Annotated in this window: 28 protein-coding genes; 16 read left to right on the top strand and 12 right to left on the bottom strand. The window is 32.5% G+C overall.

Annotated features, from left to right (window positions below; genetic code table 11):
* Positions 1-20: 20 nt before the first annotated feature.
* Entirely contained in the window at positions 21-1,235 is a 1,215-nt protein-coding gene (locus AC1EUV_RS12150) for a 3-phosphoshikimate 1-carboxyvinyltransferase (protein ID WP_480198989.1), read from the bottom strand.
* A 63-nt stretch (positions 1,236-1,298) separates the two neighbouring features.
* On the opposite strand from AC1EUV_RS12150, the gene AC1EUV_RS12145 reads away from it, so the two are divergent.
* Positions 1,299-4,430 carry a WD40/YVTN/BNR-like repeat-containing protein gene (locus AC1EUV_RS12145; RefSeq protein ID WP_480198988.1) on the top strand — a complete coding sequence of 1,044 codons (3,132 nt, stop codon included), beginning with the start codon at positions 1,299-1,301 and terminating at the stop codon, positions 4,428-4,430.
* Between the two features lie 25 nt (positions 4,431-4,455).
* Here the strand turns inward: AC1EUV_RS12145 and AC1EUV_RS12140 are convergent, their stop codons facing one another.
* The 4 genes from AC1EUV_RS12140 to aat are packed head-to-tail and all read right to left on the bottom strand — an operon-like array spanning position 4,456 to position 6,201.
* Positions 4,456-4,704, bottom strand: a complete 249-nt coding sequence (locus AC1EUV_RS12140; RefSeq protein WP_480198987.1) for a hypothetical protein — start codon at positions 4,702-4,704, stop codon at positions 4,456-4,458.
* On the bottom strand, positions 4,705-5,031 hold the full coding sequence (locus AC1EUV_RS12135) for a nucleotide pyrophosphohydrolase (protein WP_480198986.1): 327 nt from the start codon (positions 5,029-5,031) through the stop codon (positions 4,705-4,707).
* A gap of 1 nt (position 5,032) precedes the next feature.
* Complete coding sequence (gene lspA, locus AC1EUV_RS12130; protein WP_480198985.1) at positions 5,033-5,551, bottom strand: signal peptidase II; 519 nt, start codon at positions 5,549-5,551, stop codon at positions 5,033-5,035.
* Positions 5,552-5,571: 20 nt separating this feature from the next.
* Positions 5,572-6,201, bottom strand: a complete 630-nt coding sequence (gene aat / locus AC1EUV_RS12125) for a leucyl/phenylalanyl-tRNA--protein transferase (RefSeq protein WP_480198984.1) — start codon at positions 6,199-6,201, stop codon at positions 5,572-5,574.
* Positions 6,202-6,247: 46 nt separating this feature from the next.
* Here aat and AC1EUV_RS12120 point away from each other — a divergent pair, with 46 nt between their 5' ends.
* Complete coding sequence (locus tag AC1EUV_RS12120; protein WP_480198983.1) at positions 6,248-6,487, top strand: bacteriocin immunity protein; 240 nt, start codon at positions 6,248-6,250, stop codon at positions 6,485-6,487.
* On the opposite strand, the gene AC1EUV_RS12115 is transcribed toward AC1EUV_RS12120, so the two are convergent.
* The 3 genes from AC1EUV_RS12115 to AC1EUV_RS12105 form a co-directional block, all read right to left on the bottom strand.
* On the bottom strand, positions 6,479-7,855 hold the full coding sequence (locus AC1EUV_RS12115; RefSeq protein WP_480198982.1) for a short-chain fatty acid transporter: 1,377 nt from the start codon (positions 7,853-7,855) through the stop codon (positions 6,479-6,481). The two genes, AC1EUV_RS12120 and AC1EUV_RS12115, sit on opposite strands and share 9 nt — an antisense overlap.
* 92 nt (positions 7,856-7,947) lie before the next feature.
* Positions 7,948-8,322 carry a DUF3127 domain-containing protein gene (locus AC1EUV_RS12110; RefSeq protein ID WP_480198981.1) on the bottom strand — a complete coding sequence of 125 codons (375 nt, stop codon included), beginning with the start codon at positions 8,320-8,322 and terminating at the stop codon, positions 7,948-7,950.
* A gap of 5 nt (positions 8,323-8,327) precedes the next feature.
* Entirely contained in the window at positions 8,328-9,188 is an 861-nt protein-coding gene (locus tag AC1EUV_RS12105; RefSeq protein WP_480198980.1) for a flavin reductase family protein, read from the bottom strand.
* A gap of 97 nt (positions 9,189-9,285) precedes the next feature.
* Between AC1EUV_RS12105 and AC1EUV_RS12100 the strand changes: the two genes are divergently transcribed.
* On the top strand, positions 9,286-10,470 hold the full coding sequence (locus AC1EUV_RS12100; protein ID WP_480198979.1) for a sensor histidine kinase: 1,185 nt from the start codon (positions 9,286-9,288) through the stop codon (positions 10,468-10,470).
* On the opposite strand, the gene AC1EUV_RS12095 is transcribed toward AC1EUV_RS12100, so the two are convergent.
* Both AC1EUV_RS12095 and greA read right to left on the bottom strand, forming a co-directional pair.
* Positions 10,465-10,854, bottom strand: a complete 390-nt coding sequence (locus AC1EUV_RS12095) for an HIT family protein (RefSeq protein WP_480198978.1) — start codon at positions 10,852-10,854, stop codon at positions 10,465-10,467. The two genes, AC1EUV_RS12100 and AC1EUV_RS12095, sit on opposite strands and share 6 nt — an antisense overlap.
* Positions 10,854-11,330, bottom strand: coding sequence for a transcription elongation factor GreA (greA, locus tag AC1EUV_RS12090; protein ID WP_480198977.1), 477 nt, complete (start codon positions 11,328-11,330; stop codon positions 10,854-10,856). Before greA ends, AC1EUV_RS12095 begins: the two co-directional genes overlap by 1 nt.
* Before the next feature lie 131 nt (positions 11,331-11,461).
* On the opposite strand from greA, the gene AC1EUV_RS12085 reads away from it, so the two are divergent.
* The 8 genes from AC1EUV_RS12085 (at position 11,462) to AC1EUV_RS12050 (ending at position 17,795) form a co-directional block, all read left to right on the top strand.
* Positions 11,462-11,881 carry a Rieske 2Fe-2S domain-containing protein gene (locus tag AC1EUV_RS12085; protein WP_480198976.1) on the top strand — a complete coding sequence of 140 codons (420 nt, stop codon included), beginning with the start codon at positions 11,462-11,464 and terminating at the stop codon, positions 11,879-11,881.
* Between the two features lie 53 nt (positions 11,882-11,934).
* On the top strand, positions 11,935-13,089 hold the full coding sequence (locus AC1EUV_RS12080; RefSeq protein ID WP_480198975.1) for a 5-(carboxyamino)imidazole ribonucleotide synthase: 1,155 nt from the start codon (positions 11,935-11,937) through the stop codon (positions 13,087-13,089).
* The gene (locus AC1EUV_RS12075) at positions 13,090-13,887 is read left to right on the top strand and encodes a DUF2797 domain-containing protein (protein ID WP_480198974.1); all 798 of its coding nucleotides are present in this window, start codon (positions 13,090-13,092) and stop codon (positions 13,885-13,887) included. It begins immediately after the preceding gene.
* A gap of 309 nt (positions 13,888-14,196) precedes the next feature.
* Positions 14,197-14,820: a hypothetical protein gene (locus AC1EUV_RS12070; protein WP_480198973.1), complete on the top strand. Its 624-nt coding sequence runs from the start codon at positions 14,197-14,199 to the stop codon at positions 14,818-14,820.
* 105 nt (positions 14,821-14,925) lie between these two features.
* On the top strand, positions 14,926-15,501 hold the full coding sequence (locus AC1EUV_RS12065; protein ID WP_480198972.1) for a hypothetical protein: 576 nt from the start codon (positions 14,926-14,928) through the stop codon (positions 15,499-15,501).
* A 173-nt stretch (positions 15,502-15,674) separates the two neighbouring features.
* Positions 15,675-16,361 (top strand): hypothetical protein, encoded by a 687-nt coding sequence (locus AC1EUV_RS12060; protein WP_480198971.1) that lies wholly within the window; start codon positions 15,675-15,677, stop codon positions 16,359-16,361.
* 14 nt (positions 16,362-16,375) lie between these two features.
* Entirely contained in the window at positions 16,376-17,167 is a 792-nt protein-coding gene (locus AC1EUV_RS12055; protein ID WP_480198970.1) for a sensor histidine kinase, read from the top strand.
* The gene (locus AC1EUV_RS12050) at positions 17,154-17,795 is read left to right on the top strand and encodes a response regulator transcription factor (RefSeq protein WP_480198969.1); all 642 of its coding nucleotides are present in this window, start codon (positions 17,154-17,156) and stop codon (positions 17,793-17,795) included. The genes AC1EUV_RS12055 and AC1EUV_RS12050 overlap by 14 nt, the downstream gene beginning before the upstream one ends.
* Here the strand turns inward: AC1EUV_RS12050 and AC1EUV_RS12045 are convergent.
* Positions 17,792-18,487 (bottom strand): queuosine precursor transporter, encoded by a 696-nt coding sequence (locus tag AC1EUV_RS12045; RefSeq protein WP_480198968.1) that lies wholly within the window; start codon positions 18,485-18,487, stop codon positions 17,792-17,794. The two genes, AC1EUV_RS12050 and AC1EUV_RS12045, sit on opposite strands and share 4 nt — an antisense overlap.
* A 77-nt stretch (positions 18,488-18,564) precedes the next feature.
* Between AC1EUV_RS12045 and fabD the strand changes: the two genes are divergently transcribed.
* From fabD to AC1EUV_RS12020, 5 genes are read left to right on the top strand one after another with little or no spacing between them, the layout of a single operon-like run.
* Complete coding sequence (gene fabD, locus AC1EUV_RS12040) at positions 18,565-19,461, top strand: ACP S-malonyltransferase (protein WP_480198967.1); 897 nt, start codon at positions 18,565-18,567, stop codon at positions 19,459-19,461.
* 4 nt (positions 19,462-19,465) lie between these two features.
* Positions 19,466-20,953, top strand: a complete 1,488-nt coding sequence (glpK, locus tag AC1EUV_RS12035) for a glycerol kinase GlpK (protein WP_480198966.1) — start codon at positions 19,466-19,468, stop codon at positions 20,951-20,953.
* Positions 20,954-20,983: 30 nt separating this feature from the next.
* On the top strand, positions 20,984-21,379 hold the full coding sequence (locus AC1EUV_RS12030) for a hypothetical protein (RefSeq protein WP_480198965.1): 396 nt from the start codon (positions 20,984-20,986) through the stop codon (positions 21,377-21,379).
* 1 nt (position 21,380) lies between these two features.
* Entirely contained in the window at positions 21,381-21,923 is a 543-nt protein-coding gene (locus AC1EUV_RS12025) for a pyridoxamine 5'-phosphate oxidase family protein (RefSeq protein WP_480198964.1), read from the top strand.
* A 3-nt stretch (positions 21,924-21,926) separates the two neighbouring features.
* Entirely contained in the window at positions 21,927-23,573 is a 1,647-nt protein-coding gene (locus AC1EUV_RS12020; RefSeq protein WP_480198963.1) for a glycerol-3-phosphate dehydrogenase/oxidase, read from the top strand.
* Position 23,574: 1 nt separating this feature from the next.
* Here AC1EUV_RS12020 and AC1EUV_RS12015 read toward each other — a convergent pair whose 3' ends face one another.
* Positions 23,575-24,852 carry an MFS transporter gene (locus AC1EUV_RS12015; protein WP_480198962.1) on the bottom strand — a complete coding sequence of 426 codons (1,278 nt, stop codon included), beginning with the start codon at positions 24,850-24,852 and terminating at the stop codon, positions 23,575-23,577.
* Positions 24,853-24,854: the final 2 nt, after the last annotated feature.

Below are 24,854 nucleotides of genomic sequence, written 5' to 3'. Positions count from 1 at the left end.
CAATGCCGATAATAATTTACTTAATTTAACACTTGTTCAAAATCTTCCCAAAATCGAACATAAGATTTGGTAACTACATCGGCATCTAAAATAACAATTGGCACTTTCAAAGCTAAAGGTGCAAATGCCATCGCCATACGATGATCGTTATAGGTTTCGATAGCGATATTTTGGTTTATATTACTTGATGGCTTTAAATGAAGGCTATCTTCTGTAATCTCTATTTCGGCCCCCAACTTTTGTAATTCATTTTGAAGAGCTATTAAACGATCTGTTTCCTTTATTTTTAATGTATGCAGCCCTGCCAAATCACAGGGTAACCCTAATCCAAAGCAAGTTACAGCAATAGTTTGAGCTATATCTGGTGCATTCTTTAAATTATGATTTATAAGCTCAGCATTATGAACTTTCTTTTTTGTTAAGACAATAGAGTTCTTATTAAACACCGTATCTACACCAAATTTTTCGTAAATAATTGCTAAGCAAGAATCTCCTTGCAAACTATCTTTTTTATAAGATGATAATGTTATAGTTGCCCCTACTTCACTCATAGCTATTAAGCTATAATAATAAGAAGCAGAACTCCAATCTGATTCAACCGTGACAACAGTAACATCAATTTGCTTTTTAGGAAACACTTTAATTATGTTTTCAGTCCATGTCGTTTTTACACCAACTTGATGAAGTAAAGAAAGTGTCATTTCTAAATAGGGTCTAGAGGTAATTTCTCCTAACAACTCAACTCCCAAACCATTTTCTAAACTAGGAGCTATCAACAGTAATGAAGAAATATACTGACTACTAACATTACCTTGAATAGAAACTTTACTCTTTGTTAGTTTTTTACCTTTAACTTTTAAAGGAGGGTACCCATCCTTTTCTTCATAGGTTATATTCGCGTCAAGCATAGTTAAAGCATCTACCAAAATCTTAATAGGTCTATTTTGCATACGCTCAGAGCCCGTTAAAATAACTTCCCTACCTGGAGTTGCTGCAAAATAAGATGTTAAAAATCTCATAGCGGTACCAGCATGACCAATATCTACAATAGTATCTCTTGTTAACAAAGCATGTTGTAAATGATTGGAATCATCTGAATCTGATAAATTTTCCAGTTCAAGATTCTGAAACCATTGCTTTAAAATTAATAATCTATTCGACTCACTTTTTGATCCAGATATCTGAATCTTAGCATTTACCTTTTTACTGTTTGTATAATCTAAGTGTAAATTCACAGAATTAAAAAGAGTTGTTTTTTTATTATTAAATTTAGCATCCTTTACAACTAACTTAACATTATGAAAAAATCCATTTTACTGCTTGCTAGTGTGCTTTTTCTAGCAAGTTTTCAAGTTAACGCCCAAAAGTACAAAAGAAAAAAACAACAAAACACAACTCAGTTTGATCAAAAATTCTACAACTCTATTCAATGGAGAAACATTGGACCATTTAGAGGTGGTCGTAGTTGTGCAGTAGCTGGTGTACCTGGTAAAGCGAACCTATTTTATATGGGGTCAACCGGTGGAGGTGTCTGGAAAACCACAGATGCTGGTAATACTTGGGAAAATATTTCTGATAAATTTTTTGGAGGTTCCATAGGTTCTGTAGCCTTAAGCGAATGGGACAATAATGTAATCTATGTTGGTACTGGAGAAAAAACTGTTCGAGGTAATGTATCATCTGGAGACGGTATTTGGAAATCTGTTGACGCTGGAAAAACATGGAAACATATTGGTTTAAAAAATTCTAGACATGTACCAAGGATACGCATCCACCCTAAAAATCCTGATATTGTTTATGCTGCAGTTTTAGGAGATTTGTACAAATCGTCTAATGAAAGGGGTGTTTATAAATCTATTGATGGCGGAACTACATGGAAGAAAGTTTTATTTGCAAATAATGATACCGGAGCAATAGATCTTATTATCGATCCTAATAATTCTCGAGTTTTATATGCTACAACTTGGAATGTTAGACGAACACCTTACAGTTTGTCTAGTGGTGGTGTAGGCTCCGCTTTATGGAAAAGTATTGATGGTGGAGAAACATGGATGAATATTTCTGAAAATGAAGGGCTCCCGAAAGGTATCTGGGGAATTAGCGGCGTAACTGTTTCGCCAGTAAATTCTGATATTGTTTGGGCACTTATTGAAAATAAGGATGGTGGCGTTTATAAATCTATCGATGCCGGTAAGACTTGGAAGCTTATAAATAAAGAACGTAAACTCCGTCAAAGGGCTTGGTATTATACAAGATTGTATGCTGATACACAAGATGAAAACATATTATATGTTCTAAATGTAAGATATCATCGCTCTACAGATGGTGGTAAAACTTTTAAAACTTTTAATGCTCCACATGGGGATCATCATGATCTTTGGATTGCGCCTAAAAATAACCAACGAATGATTATTGGAGATGATGGTGGCGCACAAGTAAGTTTTGATGCCGGTACTAATTGGACAACATATCACAACCAGCCTACATCTCAGTTTTATCGAGTAACAACCGACAATCATTTTCCGTATCGCATATATGGCGCTCAGCAAGACAATTCTACAGTTAGAATTTCTCACCGTTCAAATGGAAGGTTTATATCTGATAAAGATTGGGAAGCTACAGCCGGTGGGGAAAGTGCACATATTGCAGTAGACCCAACTAATAATGATATTGTTTATGGTGGTAGTTATGGTGGCTTTTTAACAAGAGTAAATCATAAAACCAATGAAGTGCGCGCTATAAATGTTTGGCCAGATGATCCTATGGGGCACGGAGCTGAAGATTTTAAATATCGTTTTCAATGGAATTTTCCAATATTCTTTTCACCAAATAATCCAAAAAAATTATATGCAACTTCTAATCACTTACATGTAACAACTAACGAAGGGCAATCATGGGAAATTATCAGTCCAGATTTAACCAGAAATGATCCTAAAACATTAGGGCCATCTGGGGGACCTATTACAAAGGATAATACTGGTGTTGAGTATTATGGAACCATTTTCGCCGCTGCGGAATCGCCATATGAAAAAGATTTAATTTGGGTAGGTTCAGACGACGGTCTTGTGCACATAACAAAAAACGGTGGTAAAGATTGGCAAAACGTTACACCTAAAAATATGCCCGAATGGATGATGATAAACTGTATAGAAATCGATCCGTTTAATAAAGGAGGTGCCTATCTTGTAGGCACTAAATATAAAACTGGGGATTATAGACCATATCTTTATAAAACTGCAGATTATGGGCAAACTTGGAAAAAGATCACAAACGGAATTGGTAATGAAGATTTTACAAGAGCTTTAAGAGCAGACCCAAAACGTAAAGGGTTATTATATGCTGGTACAGAAAGAGGTATGTATGTGAGTTTTGATGATGGAATTAGTTGGTCTAAGTTTCAATTAAATCTTCCGATAGTACCGATTACTGATCTAGCAATTAAAAACAATAATTTAATTGCTGCGACACAAGGACGTTCTTTTTGGATAATCGATGATTTAACACCATTACATCAAATGAAGAATGAGTTAACCAATCAAGAGTTCTTTGTTTTTAAACCAATTGAAAGTTACCGTATGACGGGAGGAAATGGAGCAACGTCAAAAACCCAAGGGCAAAATCATAATGGTGGTGTATCTGTCAATTTTTATGTAAAAGACACTACTAAAGCAGATACAATTTCTTTATCATTTTTAGATAAAAACAAAAATTTAATAAAGAAATATACTACACATCCCGACAAGGAGAAGAAAGAAGAAAAACTTAAAGTAAAACCAGGTAGTAATCAATTTAACTGGAATATGGTGTATCCTGATGCCGAAAAGGTAAAAGGTATGATCTTATGGTGGGCATCTTTAAGCGGCCCTAAAGCTTTACCAGGTAATTACATCGTAGAATTAACAAAAAATGGAAATACAAAATCTCAAGAGTTTACAATTTTAAAAGACCCAAGAACCGAGGTAACCGAAGATGATATGAAAGCTCAATTTGACTTTATGATTTCTGTTAGAGATAAAATGACGGAAATACACAAAGCTCTAAAAAATGTAAAAAAAGTTAAAGATCAAATAGCACAGTTAAACAAATCTATTTCTGATAAAGACAAACATAAAGAGTTACTTAATTTCGCCTCTAAAATATCTGAAGATGTTACTAAAATTGAAAATAACTTATACCAAACGAAAAGTAAGAGTAATCAAGACCCTTTAAATTTTCCTATAAAACTAAATAATAAATTAGGGCATTTAAATTCCTTATCATCTATAGGTAATTATAAGCCAACTGATCAAGCTATTGCTTTTAAAAATGAAATTACAAATCAGATTGATAAAGAACTAACTGATCTTTATAACATCTTTAATAATGATGTTAAAGAGCTTAATAAAAAAGTAAAAGAAAGTGAAATTGATTTGATTCAATTAAATAAATAAAAAAAGAGGGCTTTTCGCCCTTTTTTTATTTCATATTTCTATTTATTATCCACATTCCGTAGGCAACACTTATAATTAATTTCGTAACAAAGAAACGTACCCAATTACCATTAGCAAAATTTTTAGCTATTATTGCTTCAGTGTCGAATTTTAAGATATCTGAAAAACTATTTATCAATAGTGATATAATTATTAAAAGAATAAAAAACATAGAAGCAATTCTTAATGTATGCTTCCAAAAAAGTGGTGTTTTTATTTTTTCTAAAAAAGTCATTTATTTTAGTTTTTCATTATTATGATGCCTATTATGGTCTCGTTTAGTTTTTAGGTCTAGTTTTTTATCAAAAGTATCTTGCAGATCAACCCCCGTTTGGTTTGCCAAGCATAGTATTACAAACAATACATCAGCCAACTCTTCACCCAAATCTTTATTCTTATCTGATTCTTTTTCGCTTTGCTCACCGTAACGTCTTGCAATGATACGTGCTACCTCGCCTACTTCTTCTGTAAGTTGCGCCATATTGGTTAGTTCATTAAAATAACGAACACCATGCTCTTTAATCCATTTATCAACTGCTAATTGAGCATTTTTTATATCCATATTAAGCTATATTCTCTTCTAATTCAGACTTTTTCCTTTTATCAAAAAAAGAAAATGAAATAACAATCAAAGTTCCAAAAACTATAGAAACATCTGCCATATTAAATATTTCTGTATCAAAAAAACCAAGATCTACATACATAAAATCAGTAACCGAACCATGAACAATTCTATCGAAGATGTTACCTATGCCGCCACCAACGATAAAACAAAAACCGAAAATTACTTCTTTAGAGTATTCATTTTTAAACAATAACATAACTAATAAAATAATCAGTACCACAGCTGGTATTATCTGTAAAATAATTTTCTTGGCCACCGGGCTTAGGTTAGATCCCCAACTATAAGCTCCACCCGAATTTTCTACTTTAGTAAGTATTAAATTATGCTTAATTACCTGTATACGCTCGTTAGGGTTTATCTTTTCTCTAACCAAATGTTTGGAGATTTGATCACAGCTTATATTTAGAAAAATCAATGCAAGAATAAGTACAATTCTTGTTAAGGGACTCACTTTCATTATTCTTAAATTCGATTGGCTCAAAGGTAGGTTAAAAATTCTTTTCTTGGCATTTCTTCGGCTCCTAAACTAGCCAAATGATCATTATATATCTGGCAATCAATTAACTTATAATTCTGTTCTTTTAATTCTTTAACTAAATGAATAAATGCAATTTTTGAAGCATTTGATACTATGCTAAACATGCTTTCTCCACAAAAAACAGTTCCTAAATCAACTCCGTATAAACCTCCAACCAACTCATCATTTTGCCATACCTCAACAGATTTTGCCATGCCTATTTTATGTAATTCTAGATAAGCTTGTTTCATTTCATCTGTAATCCAAGTTCCTGCTTGATCTTTTCGATCTATCATTTTACAATTTTGAATAACAGCCTCAAAATTTTGATTATAGGTGACGTTAAAATCTTCTTTTCTAAGAGTTTGCCTCATACTTTTTGAAACTCTTAATTTATCAGGAAACAATACCATTCTAGGGTCTGGGCTATACCAAACAATGGGGTCACCCTCCGAAAACCAAGGAAAAATACCACTTTTATATGCTAATTGTAATCGTTCAACCGATAAGTCTCCGCCAATTGCTAAAATACCTTCTGGCGTTGCTTCTTTAACCGGTGGAAACCATATTTTTTTAGATAATAAGTACACCTAGATTTTAAATTTTTGATTAAATTCCCTTAAAAATATAAACAATATGGATAAAAACGAATTAATTAGAATTGGAAATATAATTTCTTCAGCAAAAGAATCCGAAGATGAAATAGATAAATTGATTAAAGTGTTTAATGAAAGCGTACCACATCCTAATGGCGCAAATTTATTTTTTTATCCTGAAAACTATAATGCAAGAAAGGATAATCTATCAAATTATAATCCAACCGTAGAAGAAGTAGTCAATACAGCTATGAATTATAAACCTATAATTTTAAAATAATAACAATCCAAATATATAAATTGCACTACCAATTAACATTAGCAATAGTGTATAAGGTAAAATTTCTTTAGCTTTTAATTTAGTTATCCCTAGTAATGGTAGAGCCCAAAATGGTTGTAGCATATTTGTAATTTGATCACCATAAGCCAATGCCATAATCGCCTTTGGTAATGGAACTCCCAACTTTAAAGCAGATTCAATAACTATGGGGCCTTGTACTGCCCATTGACCACCTCCACTAGGTACAAAAATATTCACCAACCCAGCACTAAAAAAAGTAAAAATAGGCATGGTGGTTTCGCTAGCGATAGATACAAAAAAGTCTGAAATTCCATTCACCATTCCAGTGCTTTTCATAATACCCATAATGCCAAAATACAATGGAAATTGAATCAAAATACCAGAGGCACCTTTTATAGCTTCTTCAACTGCATTTAAAAAACTCTTAAAACTGCCATGCAGTACGATTGCTAAACCAATCATAAAAAAATTAAGCATGTTAGGTGTAATAATAAAATCTACCAATTTCACCCAATATTGAAATGTAAAAGCTACTAAAACAATTACCCCAAAGAATATTGCAAACCATTTAGAATAATCTAATTTTTCTGCTCCCTCAAGAGCATCAGTCTTATCAGATTCAAACTGATATTCGGGTAAACTCAACAATGTTGGTTCAGTTTTTTTAGCCAACAATTTTAAAGTAAATGGAATTACAATCAAGAGAACACCAAAAATCACTAGATTCCACCAACTGAAAATAGTGCTATACGTTGAAACTAATTCTGGTAATTGGTTTATGAATCCTGCATTAGAAACACCTTGCATTAATCCTTTTAAATGACCAGATTCGGCTACTTTCAAAGGAGCAGAACCACTCATACCTCCATGCCAGATCATCAAACCTACATAACCAGCCGCACCTATTAAAGGATAGTTGATTCTTATATTATTTTGTTGCGCATGTTCACCTACTTTTCTTGCTAAAATGGCTCCAAATATTAACCCCAACCCCCAATTAAAAAAAGAAACTAACATTGTTGTTACGCTTACCAAAACAACTGCATTTTGAGTATTGGTAACCAGATTAGTAATTTTAGATATCAACCAACTCATAGGTTTACTCAAAACCAACACATGACCAAGTACCAAAATCAACATCATTTGGTAGGCGAACACTAACAAACTATTATTCCAAATACCATTTTCCCAATGAGAAAGAACAGCTAAGAAGTGATTTTCACCCGTATTATTTTCTGTAAATAATAATGCCATTAACATTGTAAACAATGTTAATAAAATAGCAATGGTAAAAGGTGAGGGCAAGAAACGCTTAAAGAGTGTTTCTATAGATTTTGTAATGTTCATTAATTGTAAATAGAGTTTGAAATTACTTCTTTTTAAGGAATAAAAAAAGGCTTCTAATGAAGCCTTAATATTATATTATTCTAATCTACAATTTAGAATGGTAAGTCGTCTGGTTCGTTATCAGAAACAGAATCTGCAGGTTCAAAAGCATCAACAGCTTCAATTGGAGGCATTTCTGCTGGTGCATTGGCTTGTAATTTTTCTATTCTCCATCCTTGAATAGAGTTAAAGTACTTAGCAACTCCTTCAGGATTGATCCACTCTCTACCTCTCAGGTTAATACTCACTTTTACATCTTCTCCAACATTATAATTATTCAAAATATCAGTTTTATCTTGAACAAATTCTATCATTAACATCTGAGGATATTGTTCATCCGTAGTTACTACTAACTCACGTTTTCTAAACCCGCTTGCACCAAATGTTTGCGTTTCACCTATTAGTTTAATCTTTCCTGTAATTTCCATATTTGTTATTTTATTAAAAGTACTTTCCAAGCACTTTCTACGTCATTATTTTCTAAAAACTCTTTGGCAAATGTATGTTTTTCTTGCGTGTTTAATCTGCTGTATTGAGTATTATCAGCCGCAAAGTTATCAACAGTTTGTTGATTCGGTAATGATTCAACATTTGCTAGCATTCCTATATTATTTCCCGTAAGGGTACTACTACTTCTAACTTCCTCTGGCAATTTATCTACACCTATACCCAATGTTGATAATGGTTTAGGAATTTCGAAAAAACCACTATTAGCTCGTGAATAATAACTTCCTCCCGCTCTAGCTACCAAATCAAGTTTATGTTGATCAATTATATTATTTTCATCTAGCACATCTAAACTTATATGCATTTTTAACACCTCACAAATAATAAGATTACCAGCTCCACCTTCTTTTCCTAGAGAAACTATTTCATTCACTTTGCATTCAAATTGAACTGGAGATTCAGCAACACGAAATGGTTTCACCATATCAGAATCTAACATTGTAAAACCTGCTTTTTCAAATTCATTTACTCCTTTAGCATATTCTGTGCTAGATAAAGACATTTGTTGTACTATAGCATGATTTACAACATTAATTACAACCTCATCTATTTCTTCTGCATTTTCTAATGTATGTTTGGTAGTATTATCACGAACGCGCCTTGCTGGAGAGAATATCATAATTGGCGGATTAGCACTAAATACATTAAAAAAACTAAAGGGTGACAAATTAGGGTTGCCATCTTTATCTATAGTACTGGCAAAAGCAATAGGTCTTGGAGCTACGGCACTTAATAAATAACCATGCAATTTAGCAGTTGAGATATCTTTAGGGTTTATACTAAGCATCAATAAATTTTTAGCAGTAAAAGTAATTATTAAATAGCAACTATAATATCAATTTAATTTTTTAGTTATATCGTAAGATAATTTTATATTTGTGAGAATGAATCTCCCGCAAAACAAGACCTTACTTCGTTGGATACTCGTTATTACTGCCTTTTTGGTTGTTACTCTTATTTTGTGGAATACTAATATTTTCTTTCAAAAATTTAAATTAGAAGAACGCCAAAAAATGGAGGTCTTAGCAAAGGCTTACCAAAACATGAATAACCCTGATTTAGATGTTGATATTACTCTTGAAAGTGAAATCATTGAGAGTAATAAGAACATACCAATGATCTTAACTGATGAGGAAGGTAATATAGAAAGATGGGGAAATTTAGAGTTTGAAAGAATTTCAAATTTTAATGACTTAAGTACACAGCAGCGTTTATATCTTACTAAACAGCTAGCTATTATGAAAGGGCAGAATAAACCTTTAATCATAAAAGAACATAATAGCGAAAACATCTCTGGTAACATCTACTATAGAGACTCTGATCTTTTAAATAAATTAAAATACTACCCCCTAGCATTACTTTTAATTCTATTTCTTTTTGGAACTATTATTTATATGGTTTTTAAATCCAACAGAGCTGCCGAGCAAAATAGGCTTTGGGCTGGTATGGCGAAAGAAACTGCACATCAGATTGGAACACCATTATCCTCTTTATTAGGATGGGTAGAGATTCTGCGTATGGAAAATGCAGACGAAGCAACAGTAGTTGAAATTGAAAAAGATGTAGAACGTTTAAATACCATTGCAGATCGTTTTTCTAAAATAGGATCTATACCGAAACTAGAACGTTATGAGCTAGTTGAAGAAACCAAAAAAGCATTTGATTACTACGAATCTAGAAGTTCTAAATTAGTAGACTTTACTTTTGAGATTGTGAATAAAGAAAAAATCTATGCAATGATCAATCATCAATTATTTAGTTGGGTGATTGAAAATTTGGTTAAGAATGCTATTGATGCCATGCAAGGTAAAGGAAGCATTAAAATACAAATCGGTTCTAAAGACGATAAGTTCGTAAAGATCAATGTAATTGATACTGGAAAAGGTATATCTAAAGGGCTTTTTAGAAAGATTTTTGATCCAGGTTATACTACCAAAAAACGTGGTTGGGGTCTTGGTTTATCTCTTACAAAACGTATTATACAGGACTACCATGATGGTAGAATTTACGTTGAAAAATCTGAAATAGATAAAGGCACAACCTTCTCTGTACTACTAAAAGAATTATAGATTATCAGCAATACCTTTAGCTGTAGCTTCAAACTCTTCTTTGGTTAAATTCACTTTATGCTTAAAATCGATATCACTCATTGATTTTAATGGAATTAAATGCACATGCACATGTGGCACTTCTAAGCCAATTACAGACATTCCTACACGTAGACAAGGCACCGTTTTTTCTAAAGCGATAGCCACTTTTCTAGAGAATTCCATCAGACCAGAATAAGTTTCTTGATCCAGATCAAAAATCTTATTTACTTCCTTTTTTGGCACTACCAAAGTATGCCCTTTAGCATTAGGATTTATATCTAGAAAAGCAAAGAAATTTTCGTCCTCCGCTACTTTATAGCAAGGTATTTCTCCATTTATGATTTTAGTAAAAATAGAAGCCATTATTCTCTGGTAATTTCTAAGATTTCAAACTTCATAGTACCGTTTGGTACTTGAACCTCAGCAATATCTCCTACAGACTTACCTAACAATCCTTTTCCGATAGGAGAATTAACTGATATTTTACCTGCTTTAAAATCAGATTCAGAATCAGCAACCAATGTATATTTAAACTCTATTTTATTGGTAGTATTCTTTATCTTAACAGTAGATAAAGCCAGCACTTTAGACAAATCTAGTTGACTTTCATCAATTACTCTAGCTGATGCAACTACATTTTTTAATTGTGCTATTTTAAATTCTAATAGTGACTGTTCTTCTTTGGCAGCGTGATATTCAGCATTTTCACTTAAATCGCCCTTATCTCTTGCCTCAGCAATTGCGTTAGAAACACGTGGTCTTTCAACATGTTCTAATTGTTCTAGTTCTTCTTTTAATTTTTTAAGTCCTTCAGCTGTATAGTACGATACTTTACTCATAATTCATTCGTTTTAATAAAAAATAAAAAATCTCACGCCGAGAATAAATTCCGAATGAGATTCAGTATGCAAATGTACAAATTTTTTTAATTTCTAGTTGTAATTGCTAACTTGCGGCATAATAATTTTTAATGAAAAACTTCCTAATAGTTACCTTTTTTATATTCCTTTTTAGTTGTGGGAGTTCAGATGATGGTAATCCGTTGTTACCAAATGTTACGGTTAACGAAAAAGTATTTCTAAATAACCCTTCATCTCAGCCTCTTTTAGTACCTGGAGGCTATATAATGATACCTGGAGGTATTTCGGGTATTGTTGTATATAATCTAAATAACTCTCAATATTTTGCATACGATAGAGCGTGCCCTCATAAAGCTCCTGGTGATTGTCAACCAATGGTTGTAAACAACGGGCTGACAATGGAATGCCCCTGCGACGGTGCCGAATTTGCTTTAGCTTTAGGTGGTCAACCACAAAGTGGAACATCACAAGCAGCTCGACAATACAGAGTGGTTAAAAATGGTGATTCTTTAATTATAACAAACTTTTAATTCAATAGCTTTTACTAAGGTTAAGATGTTTATTTTTGCCAAAAGCTTATCAAGTGAACTACTTTTCTTCAGATTTTAAATTAGGTATTTTAGGTGGAGGTCAATTAGGGCGTATGCTCTTAACAGAAACTCAAAAATTTGATATTTATACATTAATACTTGATGCATCAAATGATGCTCCATGTGCAGCCATTTGCAATGAATTCCATCAGGGCAGTTTATTAGATTTCGACACCGTTTATAATTTTGGTAAAAAAGTAGATATTTTAACTATAGAAATTGAGAATGTAAACGTTAATGCGCTTGAAAAACTTGAGCAAGATGGTATAAAAGTATATCCTTCTTCTAAAACAATTAGAACTATACAAAATAAGGCTAGGCAAAAACTTTTCTACAAAGACCATAACATTCCTACTGCTAACTTTTCTCGTTTCGCTTTCACGGAAGAGATTAAAGATGCAATAAATAATGGTGGTATCCTTTTTCCATTTGTTTGGAAAAGTGCCCAATTTGGTTACGATGGTACAGGAGTAAAAATTATTAGATCAATAGAAGATTTAGAAGGTTTACCAAATGTGGAATGCTTAACGGAAGATATGATTCCTTTTAAGAATGAATTGGCAGTTATTGTAGCCAGAAATGTTGATGGTGAAGTAAAAACATATCCTGCTGTAGAAATGGAGTTTCACCCAGAAGCAAATCAAGTTGAATATGTTATTTGTCCTGCAAGAATTTCGGAAGACATTGCAAAAAAGGCACAAGAAGTTGCACTAAAAGTAGCAAAGGCATTTAAACATGTTGGGCTATTGGCAGTAGAAATGTTTCTAACTCAAGACGATGAAATTGTAGTAAACGAAGTTGCCCCAAGACCCCATAATAGTGGCCATTACAGCATAGAAGCATCCTTTACAAATCAATTCGAACAACATTTACGGACAATTTTAAATTTACCTCTAGGAGACACTTCTAGTAAAGTTGGTGGAATTATGGTAAATTTGGTTGGTGCTGAAGGTTACAAAGGAGAAGTTGTATATCAAAATATTGAAAAGGTACTAAGTATTAGTGGTGTTACTCCACATATTTATGGCAAAAAAGATACTCGACCTTTTCGTAAAATGGGGCATATAACTATTGTACACCAAGACATTAATGAGGCTAGAAAAATAGCACAAGAAGTGAAACAAACAATTAAAGTAATTAGCAAATAAATGCAGTATCAAGGTGTTTTAAGAAAAATGCGAACTGAGTTTTTGAATCCTATTGAATATTATTTAGATATGGGTTCAGATTTCATTAATGTTAATCAACTTTTAAATAAAAAAATACAGCTTGATTTTATAGGTCATGAGTGCTTAAATTGTCATTTAAATAGACCTATATACAGACAAGGATTTTGTAAAAGTTGTTTTTACGAAACACCTAGAGCTGGTGATTGGATTATGCGTCCAGAGTTAAGCACTGCTCATCTAGACAAAGAAGATCGTGATTTGACTTACGAAAAAGAGATGCAATTACAACCTCATATTGTGTATTTAGCAAATTCTAGTAATGTAAAAGTAGGTGTCACAAGAAAACAACAAGTACCAACACGTTGGATAGATCAAGGAGCACACGAAGCTATCGAAATAGTAGAAGTACCCAATCGTTATTTAGCCGGTATTACAGAAGTTGCATTAAAAGAGCATATCTCCGACAAGACCAATTGGCGAAAAATGCTAAAAAATGAAATTGAAGATCTTGATTTGATTGATGAAAAAAATCGTTTAGAAGCTTATATTCCTGAAGAGGTAAAACCATATTATCTTGAAAGACAATCTAAAGAAACAAATATAGAATTTCCAGTACATCAATATCCAATAAAGCCTAAAAGTCTTAATTTAGAAAAAACACCTAGTTATACTGGTGTTTTAAAAGGGGTGAAAGGGCAATACTTACTATTTGAAGATCAAACGGTTTATAACATTAGAGCTAACGAAGGTACCGTTGTTAGGTTGAGCCTTCTTTAAAAGTAAAGAAACTTATATTTTAAATTTTTCATAGCAATAATCCCACTCTTTAGTTATTTAAACATCGAAATTTTCTTTTTCGTAGAAATAGTTAGGTGTGATTTTAAAATATAAGTTTCTAATTACTAACCCAAATAATTAACTCTAAAATTTACACTACAAAGTTGCGCTCTTGGCAATAATTACACAAGAGGTAAACTCCTAAAATTTTAGGGGAAAAACCCTTATAGCAAAAAGGGGAATTTTCCCCTTTCCTAATATCCTTATTAATTGGTAATTTGCAAATACATAATCCTAAACCATTTTATTATGAAAATTTTCAAACCCTTTTTTACAAAAACCTCAGTAGTTCTTTCAATTTTTCTCTTTGCTACACTTATGTTTTCTTGTGAGCAAAAACATATAAATAAAGAGTCAGTATCTCAGACCGATATAGATGCTATGGTAAAAGAACATATTATCAATTTAAGTGACGCCGTAAAAATGTATAAAAAGTATAGCAAAGATAGAACGAAGATTTTAAAAGATACATTAGAAAAAAAATATAAGGATCCAAAATTTAAAGATACACGTATGGTATGGTTTGACATTAATGACGTAAGAGCCTATTTGGCCTATTTAGAACAAGAGACTAGTGAAGCAGAAGGCTTGGCGTTCTATTTTGGAGTAAACTCTGATAAAGGAAATCAAAAAAATCAACAGAGTTTTTTTATTGCACCTACTATTTCTAATGTAGTCGATGGCGACACTATTCAGTCTGGCTATACTATAGTAAATGGTGAAAGAGTATTCTTATATACTAAGTACAAAGACAAACAAGAAAGTACAAATGCTACGAATGTTCAGAAGGCAAGCTTATTCAATCTTTCTGTACAAAATGAGGGCTATTTATTTAATAAAGGTGGTGAAAATCCACCCTATCCTAATAATTAAAAGTAATAATTGGACATAAGTGTAATAAAATACTCAGTAAAATATTTTGAACTACTATCGGCTGTTATAGGTAGTTTCTATTTTTACAAATATAGAAGTACTTCATTGAAGTACTTTCTCTACTTATTATGGTTTATTACTTTTTCAGAATTTCTTGGAGCATATATTCGTGTTAGTGGAAATTTTGCAGGTTTTATTGACGAAAAAGGTAGAGCTTATAATACTTGGGTATATAACGTCTTGGGCTTTGTGACTTTTGCTACTCTTTTCTATATGTACTGGAGTTATCTCAAGAATGAATCTTTCAAAAAATGGATAAAGGTATTTGGTGTAATTTATATATTTATATATATCGCGAACTGGGTCTTTTTTCAGAATTTTCTAAAAGAGAGTGCTACCTTACCCGAAGTAGTAGGGTCTATTTTACTTGTAGTTATCATTATATTCTTTTTTATAGAACTTTTACGATCAGAAAAAATAATAGTATTTCACAAAACATTACTCTTTTGGGTGAGTATTGGTTTAATTTTATTTTATGCTGGAACAATACCTTTTATTTTAGAATATAACGGGTATAAACTCATTCCTGGAATTCACAAATTATTCTTAATAATTTACATTCTAGCAATTCTTATGTATTTAATATTCACATTTGGTTTTATATGGAGCAAGAAAGAGTAACATTAATAATACTAATTAGCACTATTGTAGTATTGGTTTTTGCCATTGCTATGATAGTGCTGTTTAGCATATTCCAAAATATTAAAAACAGACTGCTATTAGACAATAAATCATTGCGTGATGTTATAAAAAGTAAGTTACCATCTTTCGACATTTAATCTAAAATTATTTAAATGTCAGTAGAAAATTTTAGATATTTAGGAGTATACTCAGAATTGATTGCGGCTATTTTTGGCACCATATATTTCTATAAATATAAAAATTCTGGAGTTAAATACTTACTCTTTCTTCTTTGGTATATCACTATCACAGAGTTAAGTGGCCCAATAATTTATTCTAACCGAATACAAAGTTTATTATTCTTTGATGAAAAAGGAAGAGCGTATACATTATGGCTATATAACTTATTGAGAATATTTACTTTTTCAACCTATTTCTACATCTATTTAAGATCTATTAAAACTGAAAAATTTAAAACGACAATAAAAATTTTATGGTCAATTTATTTAATTCTAATAATAATTAACTGGTTATTCATTCAAAATTTTGCTTTTGAAATGTCTGAATTACCTAAAATAATGGGCTCTCTTTTCATAGTGATTACTGTAATACTTTACTTTGTTGAATTATTAAAATCAGAAAAAGTTATTCAATTCCATAAGACTTTACTGTTTTGGATAAGTATCGGATTATTGTTATATTATTCTGGCACCATTCCCTTTACATTAAAATGGAATGGTTATATGTTAATTCCGGGAACTCATAAATTATTTTTGATAAACACGATTCTAGCAATTACGATGTATCTTATTTTCACCTTCGGCTTTATATGGAGTGATAAAGAAGAAAAGATTGAGTAATTTAGTAGAATTCTATGGATGCAGGAGGCACAACAATTGTTATTTTAATTACCACATTAATGGTTATATTATTAGTGGTAGTTATCATTGTGATCTTTAGTATTTTTCAGAACAGAAAGATGAAATTCTTATTAGAAAAGCGAGCTGATGAAATTCGTTTTGAAGAAGAGATTATTAAGTCTCAACTAGAAACTCAAGAGCAAACGCTTCAAAATATTAGTTGGGAACTACATGATAATGTAGGGCAATTACTTTCTGTAGCAAAAATGCAACTCAACATGTTACAACCAGATGTTGCAAATGGTCAAAAAAGCATTCTTGATGAAACAGGAGATATTATTTCTAAAAGCTTGCAAGAAATAAGAACATTGTCAAAACTTTTGAACCCAGAAACAGTTAAAAACATGGGACTTCAAGAGGCTATTGAATTAGAATTACATCGATTCAATCGACTAAATTTTTTAGAAGCTAACTTAGAAATAAAAGGTGAACAAATACCAATAGATCAAAAAGACGAAATTATTCTATTCAGAATATTACAAGAGTTTTTATCCAATTCTGTAAAACATGCTAAAGCAAAATTTTTAAAAGTGACGCTTGATTATCGACCTGAAAAACTTATTATAAGTGCAAAAGATTCAGGAGTTGGGTTTGATGAGAAAAAAATTATTAAAGGCTCTGGTCTTATTAACATGCGAAGCAGAGCAAAACTTATCGATACAGATTTTAGCATAAAATCGAAAGAAAACCAAGGAGTAACCTTAACTTTAACCTATCCCTTAAAAACAACACATGAAGAAATATAATGTTGCTATAGTAGATGACCACTTGTTATTTGCACAATCTTTAAAAGGATTAGTAGACACCTTCGATGATTTTAATGTGTTGTATCATGCTACGAACGGGCAAGATCTAATTGATAAATTGACAACGATTTCTAACGTACCAGACGTTGTTTTAATGGATGTAAAAATGCCAGTGATGAATGGAGTTGAAACTACATATTGGCTTAAAAAAAATAAACCTAAGATAAAAGTACTGGCACTTTCTATGGAGGACGATGAAAATCACATCATAAAAATGATTAAAAAAGGTGCTCGCGGTTATCTATTAAAAGACATCCATCCAACAGAATTACATACGGCTCTTAAGGAGGTGGTAAGCGATGGGTTTTATCACACTAAAGAGGTTTCTAAAGTGTTACAAAAATCGATGCATAATGAAATAAAGGATGAATCTGAGCTTTCAGAAAATGAATTGACTCTTTTAAAATTAGCTTGTACCGAAAAGACCTATAGAGAAATTGCTGCAGATATGTTTTTAAGCCCTAAAACAATTGATGGTTATAGAGATACGTTGTTTAAAAAGATTGGCGTAAAAAGTAGAACAGGTTTAGTTCTTTATGCAATTAAAAATGGCCATTACGAAGTTTAGTCGTCAAATAATTTTATTTCTTCGCCAGTCTCTAAATTAAATTTCTTTCGTAACCGATGTACAAAAAAATACAACAGAGGAGTATCTAAAGCAGCTACAACTATCTTAAATAAGAATCCACTTAAAAGGAGACTATAAAATATATTCCAAGGCAATACACCAAAAGAGCACAGTAATAGTAAAACCGTTAGTGTATCGATAAACTGTGAAGTAAACGTCGAAAAATTATTACGCAACCATAAGTGTTTTCCTTTGGTATAATCTTTCCAGAAATGGAAAATTCTAATATCTATAAACTGCGCAAATAAATAAGCTAACATAGAAGCTAAAACTGCTAAAGGTGATAATCCAAATACCTTAGTAAACAATTCATTGTTAACCGGAGAAGCTTCAATTGCAGGAACTTTATCAGCAACTAAAATAATAAGCATTGAAAAGAACGAAGCAAAAATACCAGCAACAACTACTTCATTCGCTCTCTTCTTTCCATATATTTCTGAAATAATATCGGTAATTAAAAAAGTAATTGGATATGGCAAAATACCAACTGAAATTTCAAAACGAAATAACCCAAACGGATTCCAATAAAAGAATTTCTGAAAGATTAAATTAGAAACAACTAATGAAGAAATAAATAGTGATCCTAATATTAAATAAATTCGATAAGCTGACTTCTGTTGTTGAATATTCATGATTTATTATTAGCTAAAATATAAAATATCCGTTACTAACAAATTACTTATTTTTGTAATAAACTAAATCAAATAACATGCACGCATATATTTTCCCTGGTCAAGGTGCTCAGTTCTCTGGAATGGGTCTCGATTTATATGAAAAATCTCCAATAGCTCAAGAAGTTTTCGAAATAGCCAATGAGATCTTAGGCTTCCATATCACTGATATTATGTTTGAAGGAACTGATGAACAACTTAAAGAAACAAAAGTTACTCAACCAGCTATTTTTTTACATTCTGTGGCTTTGGCAAAAACCTTAGGAGATACTTTTAACCCAGACATGGTTGCTGGTCATTCTTTAGGTGAATTCTCTGCTTTAGTTGCTAATGGCACTCTTGATTTTGAATCAGCTTTAAAATTAGTATCTCAACGTGCTTTGGCGATGCAGAAAGCCTGTGAGTTACAGCCTTCAACCATGGCAGCAATTATAGGTTTAGATGATGATATAGTAGAAAAAACATGTTCAATGATTAAAGGGGTAGTAGTACCTGCTAATTATAATTGCCCTGGACAATTAGTAATTTCTGGTGAAATAGACTCAATCAATAAAGCTTGTGATTCACTGAAAGAAGAAGGAGCAAAGATGGCTTTAGTACTACCCGTAGGAGGAGCATTTCACTCACCATTAATGGAACCAGCTAGGGAAGAGTTAGCTGCAGCCATTGAAGATACCAATTTTAATGAACCTACTTGTCCAATTTATCAAAATGTAACTGCAAATGCTGTTCATTCGGCTGCTGAAATAAAAAATAACTTGATAGCCCAATTAACGGCTCCGGTAAAATGGACGCAATCCGTGCAAGCGATGATTACAGATGGAGCCACAAACTTCACAGAAGTTGGTCCTGGCAAAGTACTCCGTGGATTGATGCGAAAGATCGATAGAAATGTAACTACTGATACAGCTACATTTCAAGAAAATGCCTCTTAAATAAATGTCACAAAAATATATTGTTTCGCTTGATCAAGGTACTACTAGCTCTCGCTCAGTTCTATTTGATGAAAACGGTAAACAACTTGCCATTGAACAACAAGAATTTACTCAAATTTTTCCTCAATCAGGTTGGGTAGAACACGATCCGATAGAAATTTTAGAGACACAATTAAAAACTTTTCATGATCTAGTAAAAGATAACAATCTGGGTTATGAAGATATTGCCGCCATCGGCATTACCAATCAACGCGAAACCGCTGTTATTTGGAATAAAACCAATGGAAAACCTATTTACAATGCCATTGTTTGGCAAGATAAACGTACTGCCGACATTTGCGAAGATCTAAAACAAAAAGGTCTTGAAGATTACGTACGTAAAAATACTGGATTGGTTATCGATTCTTATTTCTCTGGCACTAAGATTAAATGGATCTTGGATCATGCAGACGGGGCTAGACAGCAAGCAAGAAATGGTGAATTATTATTTGGAACCATTGATACTTGGCTTGTCTGGAATCTCACAAAAGATAATGTTCATGTAACAGATTATAGTAATGCTTCAAGAACTTTAATTTATAATATCAAATCACTTTCATGGGATACAAAGATGCTCAATGAGCTTGATATTCCTAAAGAAATGTTGCCCAAGGTTAAACCATCAAGCTACTATTTTGGCGATTATGACATTGGTGGAGTTAAAATTCCAATTACTGGAATTGCTGGCGACCAACAAGCTGCCTTATTTGGCCAGGCGTGTTTTAATAAAGGTGAAGCCAAAAATACTTACGGCACAGGTTGTTTTCTGTTAATGAACACAGGTGAAGAATTACAAACATCAAAAAATGGTCTGCTAACTACAATCGCCTGGGGTTTAAATGATAAAATCTATTATGCTTTAGAGGGTAGCGTGTTTATTGCGGGTGCTGCTATTCAATGGTTAAGAGATGGATTGCAATTGATCAATTCCGCTGAGGAAAGTGAATTACTTGCTGAAAAAGTTGAAGGTGAAAACTCGGTATATGTAGTACCTGCCTTTGCAGGATTAGGTGCACCATATTGGGACATGTATGCTCGTGGTGCTATCTTCGGATTAACTAGAGATACTAGTAAAAATCACTTGGTGAAAGCAACCTTAGAATCATTAGCATATCAAACAAGAGACTTAATGAGTGCCATGCAAGAGGATAGTAAAATTCAATTGTCATCACTTAAAGTGGATGGTGGTGCATGTGCTAACAATTTATTGATGCAATTTCAAGCAGATATCTTAAATACTACTATTGAGCGCCCTCAAAATGTTGAATCTACAGCTTTGGGTGCTGCTTACCTAGCTGGAATAGCAATTGGATTGTGGAAACAAGAAGACATCCTTAAAAATAAGGTTATCGAACGTGAATTTATTCCAGAAATGGATGTCAAAAAACGTGAAAAAAAGTATAAAACATGGCAAAAAGCGGTAAAGCGCAGTATGAATTGGATTGAAGAATAAATTAGATTTCCATTTTCATGGAAAATAAATATGAGAAAAGATATAGAAATACCTGAGGTGAAAGATGTGTATATGGCAATTACGCATGAATTTAACTCTACTTTTAAAACCAATGATTGGAATGCATTTCTAATCAACAACAGAAATGAAGCACTAGAAATAATATTGATCGTTTCGCATGGTTTTGATGGTGAAGTCAAAACTTCAACAATGCGTCATAAACTAGAAAAGTTACCAGCCAATTCTGGTGCGAAAATAGAACTAATGCAAGATGAGGTTCTAAAGTTGAATAATGAGTTTAAACTAACATTTTTTGTAGATAACAAACTGTATGAAAAAACTTTTTTGTTCAAAAAAAATACCATTAAAGAAAGCGCTTTAAGACATATTAAAATATTAGATAAGCAAGGAATTATAGCAAAATAAAATGGCAAAATTTCAAACATCTATCAATAGTAGAAATCAAAAATTTATAGAAGCACAGAAAATCTTTTTTGTAGCTACTGCACCAAAAAACGGACGTATTAATCTTTCCCCAAAAGGGATGGATTCATTTCGTGTAATTAATGAAAACCGAGTGTTATGGCTTAGTGTTACTGGTAGTGGTAATGAAACAGCCGCACATTTGCTAGAAAACAAACGAATCACTATTATGTTTTGTGCGTTTGAAGGTGCCCCAAATATTTTACGTATCTACGGAAAAGGGAAAACCATACATCCTAAAGATGCAGAATGGAATAAAGTCGCTTCTCTTTTTCCAAGACTTCCAGGAACACGACAAATATTTGATATTGAAGTAGAGTATGTACAAACTTCTTGTGGCATGTCGATTCCATTTTATGAATATACTGGTGAACGCAATCAACTAAACGAAAATATGATTAAAAGAGGCCCAGAAGCTATAGAGCAATATTGGAAAGATAAAAATATTGAGAGTATTGATGGTTTACCAACAGGAATTTTAGATTAATTTATGCAGCAATTTTCTTTTTTTGATCGACCAAAAATCACCGAAGAGTTAAAATCTACAGAGTTTGATATTCTTATTATTGGTGGTGGTATAACTGGTGCAGGTATCGCCTTAGATGCCGCTTCGCGCGGAATGAAAGTTGCATTAGTTGAAAAAAATGATTTTGCTTCTGGCACAAGCAGTAAATCTACTAAATTAATTCATGGTGGGCTTCGATATCTAAAACAATTTGATTTTTGGTTGGTAAAAGAAGTTGGAACAGAAAGAGCCATTGTTCATAAATTAGCACCACATTTAGTTATTCCAGAAAAAATGATACTCCCTTTAATAGAGGGCGGAACTTACGGTACATGGCTTACATCTATAGGCTTAAAAGTATACGACATATTAGCAAGTGTTGAGGGAGATGATAAGCGCAAAATGCTTAATGAAAAGCAAGCATTAAGAAAAGAACCATTATTACCAAAAGATATTTTAAAAGGCGCGGGCTATTATGCCGAATATCGAACCGATGATGCTCGGTTAACTATTGAGATCATTAAGACTGCTTTTGGTTATGACGCTCAAACTTTAAATTACGTAAAGGCCGATCAATTTATTTACAAAAAGAAACGCGTAGTCGGTGCAAAAGTTACTGATGTGTTGACCAATGAAACCTTCAATATTAATGCAAAATACGTGGTAAATGCTGCTGGTCCTTGGGTTGATGAACTACGCGCAATTAATAAATCGAATAAAGGAAAACGATTACATCTCACTAAAGGAGTGCATCTAGTTGTTCCTCATGAAAAATTGCCAGTAAAGCAATCTGTTTATTTTGATATTCCAGATGGTAGAATGATGTTTGCTATACCGCGTGGAAAAGTAACTTATTTCGGAACTACAGATACTTTTTATGATAAGGATAAAAATAATATAGATATAAGTTTAGTAGATGCAACCTACTTAATTAGCGCAGTTAACAATATGTTTCCAGATATTGAATTGACTTTAGATGACGTAGAGTCAAGTTGGGCTGGTTTGCGGCCTTTGATACATGAAGAAGGTAAATCTGCTTCAGAGCTTTCTAGAAAAGATGAAATTTTTTATTCAGATAGTAAACTAATTTCTATAGCAGGAGGGAAATTGACTGGTTATCGTAAGATGGCAGAACGTGTTGTTGACATGGTTGCGAGAAAACTACGCAAACGATTTGAACAAGAGTTTGATGATGTAAAAACTGACCAGATAAACTTAACTAATAATTCATTTAAAAACTTTAAATCTGTTAAGCGTTATGTAACAACAATTGCGAAGCAATTAGCCCATTTAGGCTTAAACCAAAAAGATGCTGAATATTTAGTCTATAATTATGGTAGACAAACTAAAGAAATTATTCAAAAATTTGATAATTATACAGATAGGGATATTCAATTAAAACTGATAAAAGCTGAATTAGAATTTTGTTTGCAAAGCGAAATGGTTTGTACACCTATTGATTTCTTTACTCGAAGAACTGGTCGTTTATTTTTCGATAAATCTAGTGTCGAAAAATTTAAAGAAATTATTCTTGATGAATTTACTTCTCATTTTAAATGGAATCAACAAACTTCAAAAAAACATCTTAAAGAGTTAAATGAGAAGATTAGTCTTACGACTTCTTTTCAATAAATTAATCCATTTCTTCGTCATTTTCATGAGCTTCTAAGTCTTTACTTAGATCCAATTTCCTAAAAGATGATGATACTAATCCTGTTGTTAGAACAGTAATTAATGTCATCGTTCCGCCAAAAACAACAGCGGTAACAGTACCCATTAGCTTGGCCGTTAGTCCACTTTCAAAAGCACCTAGTTCATTTGATGAACCCACAAACATTGAATTTACAGAAGCCACTCTACCTCGCATATTATCTGGTGTTTTTAATTGCAAAATAGTTTGTCTAATCACCATTGAAACACCATCCGTTACTCCACTAAAAAACAGTGCTACAATAGATATCCAAAAAGTTGTTGAAACGCCAAAGACAATAATACTTATTCCAAAACCGAAAACTGCTATTAGTAATTTCATTCCTGCATTTTTACTTATCGGAATATATGCAGTAATTAACATGGTTAAAAAAGCACCTATGGCTGGCGCTGCTCTTAAGGCTCCAAATCCTTCGGGGCCAACTTTTAAAATGTCTTGAGCATAGATTGGCAATAAGGCTACAGCCCCACCAAATAAAACTGAGATCATATCTAAAGTTATTGCTCCAAATATTGCTTTTGTATTATACACAAATTTTACACCTTCTTTTAAACTTTGCCATACAGGCTCACCTATTTTAGGGTTCAGAATTGGTTTTTTTCTAATAAAAAATACCAAACACAATGAAAGCACCACCAAACCAAAAACTATAGCCAAAGACCAATGTACACCTATCCAATGAATTGAAAATCCTGCAAAAGCAGGACCCAAAACTGTAGCTATTTGCCAAGTAGAACTGCTCCATGTTGCCGCATTCGGATATAATCTTTTTGGAACAATCAATGCTATTAAAGAAAATATAGTAGGGCCAAAAAACGAGCGCAAAAATCCTCCGAAAAAAACCAAGGCATAAATGGAATATAAAATTGATTGTGTTGACCATCCTTGAACAAACTGTGGCCATGTTAAAAAGAATAAGCCTAAACTAATTAATGAAAAGGCTGCAATACAAATTGCCAGCAGATTGCGCTTTTCCTTTTGATCAACTATATGCCCCGCAAAAAGCGCCATAGATACTGCAGGAATCACCTCCATTAAACCAATAATACCAAGAGACAATGGGTTTTTGGTCATACTATAAACTTGCCATTCTACAATTATAAATTGCATCGACCAGCCAAATACCAAAACAAATCTAACCAATAAAAAAATATTGAATTCTCTAATTCTTAACGAAGCATAGGGGTCTTTTTTCTTCATAT

The organism is Maritimimonas sp. 2304DJ26-3 (assembly GCF_056591635.1).
The sequence above is the reverse complement of the archived record's forward strand: the minus strand, read 5'-3'. Positions and strand labels throughout refer to the sequence as shown.

What these genes read in the sequence shown, in the direction of transcription:
- AC1EUV_RS12015 (WP_480198962.1), bottom strand. Translation starts at nt 24,852, where the DNA reads ATGAAGAAAAAAGACCCCTATGCTTCGTTAAGAATTAGAGAATTCAAT.
- AC1EUV_RS12140 (WP_480198987.1), bottom strand. Translation starts at nt 4,704, where the DNA reads ATGACTTTTTTAGAAAAAATAAAAACACCACTTTTTTGGAAGCATACA.
- AC1EUV_RS12145 (WP_480198988.1), top strand. Translation starts at nt 1,299, where the DNA reads ATGAAAAAATCCATTTTACTGCTTGCTAGTGTGCTTTTTCTAGCAAGT.
- AC1EUV_RS12085 (WP_480198976.1), top strand. Translation starts at nt 11,462, where the DNA reads ATGAAAAACTTCCTAATAGTTACCTTTTTTATATTCCTTTTTAGTTGT.
- AC1EUV_RS12025 (WP_480198964.1), top strand. Translation starts at nt 21,381, where the DNA reads ATGGCAAAATTTCAAACATCTATCAATAGTAGAAATCAAAAATTTATA.
- AC1EUV_RS12055 (WP_480198970.1), top strand. Translation starts at nt 16,376, where the DNA reads ATGGATGCAGGAGGCACAACAATTGTTATTTTAATTACCACATTAATG.
- AC1EUV_RS12045 (WP_480198968.1), bottom strand. Translation starts at nt 18,487, where the DNA reads ATGAATATTCAACAACAGAAGTCAGCTTATCGAATTTATTTAATATTA.
- AC1EUV_RS12070 (WP_480198973.1), top strand. Translation starts at nt 14,197, where the DNA reads ATGAAAATTTTCAAACCCTTTTTTACAAAAACCTCAGTAGTTCTTTCA.
- AC1EUV_RS12100 (WP_480198979.1), top strand. Translation starts at nt 9,286, where the DNA reads ATGAATCTCCCGCAAAACAAGACCTTACTTCGTTGGATACTCGTTATT.
- AC1EUV_RS12030 (WP_480198965.1), top strand. Translation starts at nt 20,984, where the DNA reads ATGAGAAAAGATATAGAAATACCTGAGGTGAAAGATGTGTATATGGCA.
- AC1EUV_RS12020 (WP_480198963.1), top strand. Translation starts at nt 21,927, where the DNA reads ATGCAGCAATTTTCTTTTTTTGATCGACCAAAAATCACCGAAGAGTTA.
- AC1EUV_RS12110 (WP_480198981.1), bottom strand. Translation starts at nt 8,322, where the DNA reads ATGGAAATTACAGGAAAGATTAAACTAATAGGTGAAACGCAAACATTT.
- AC1EUV_RS12105 (WP_480198980.1), bottom strand. Translation starts at nt 9,188, where the DNA reads ATGCTTAGTATAAACCCTAAAGATATCTCAACTGCTAAATTGCATGGT.
- AC1EUV_RS12050 (WP_480198969.1), top strand. Translation starts at nt 17,154, where the DNA reads ATGAAGAAATATAATGTTGCTATAGTAGATGACCACTTGTTATTTGCA.
- AC1EUV_RS12135 (WP_480198986.1), bottom strand. Translation starts at nt 5,031, where the DNA reads ATGGATATAAAAAATGCTCAATTAGCAGTTGATAAATGGATTAAAGAG.
- glpK (WP_480198966.1), top strand. Translation starts at nt 19,466, where the DNA reads ATGTCACAAAAATATATTGTTTCGCTTGATCAAGGTACTACTAGCTCT.
- AC1EUV_RS12060 (WP_480198971.1), top strand. Translation starts at nt 15,675, where the DNA reads ATGTCAGTAGAAAATTTTAGATATTTAGGAGTATACTCAGAATTGATT.
- greA (WP_480198977.1), bottom strand. Translation starts at nt 11,330, where the DNA reads ATGAGTAAAGTATCGTACTATACAGCTGAAGGACTTAAAAAATTAAAA.
- fabD (WP_480198967.1), top strand. Translation starts at nt 18,565, where the DNA reads ATGCACGCATATATTTTCCCTGGTCAAGGTGCTCAGTTCTCTGGAATG.
- AC1EUV_RS12115 (WP_480198982.1), bottom strand. Translation starts at nt 7,855, where the DNA reads ATGAACATTACAAAATCTATAGAAACACTCTTTAAGCGTTTCTTGCCC.
- AC1EUV_RS12120 (WP_480198983.1), top strand. Translation starts at nt 6,248, where the DNA reads ATGGATAAAAACGAATTAATTAGAATTGGAAATATAATTTCTTCAGCA.
- AC1EUV_RS12075 (WP_480198974.1), top strand. Translation starts at nt 13,090, where the DNA reads ATGCAGTATCAAGGTGTTTTAAGAAAAATGCGAACTGAGTTTTTGAAT.
- AC1EUV_RS12095 (WP_480198978.1), bottom strand. Translation starts at nt 10,854, where the DNA reads ATGGCTTCTATTTTTACTAAAATCATAAATGGAGAAATACCTTGCTAT.
- lspA (WP_480198985.1), bottom strand. Translation starts at nt 5,551, where the DNA reads ATGAAAGTGAGTCCCTTAACAAGAATTGTACTTATTCTTGCATTGATT.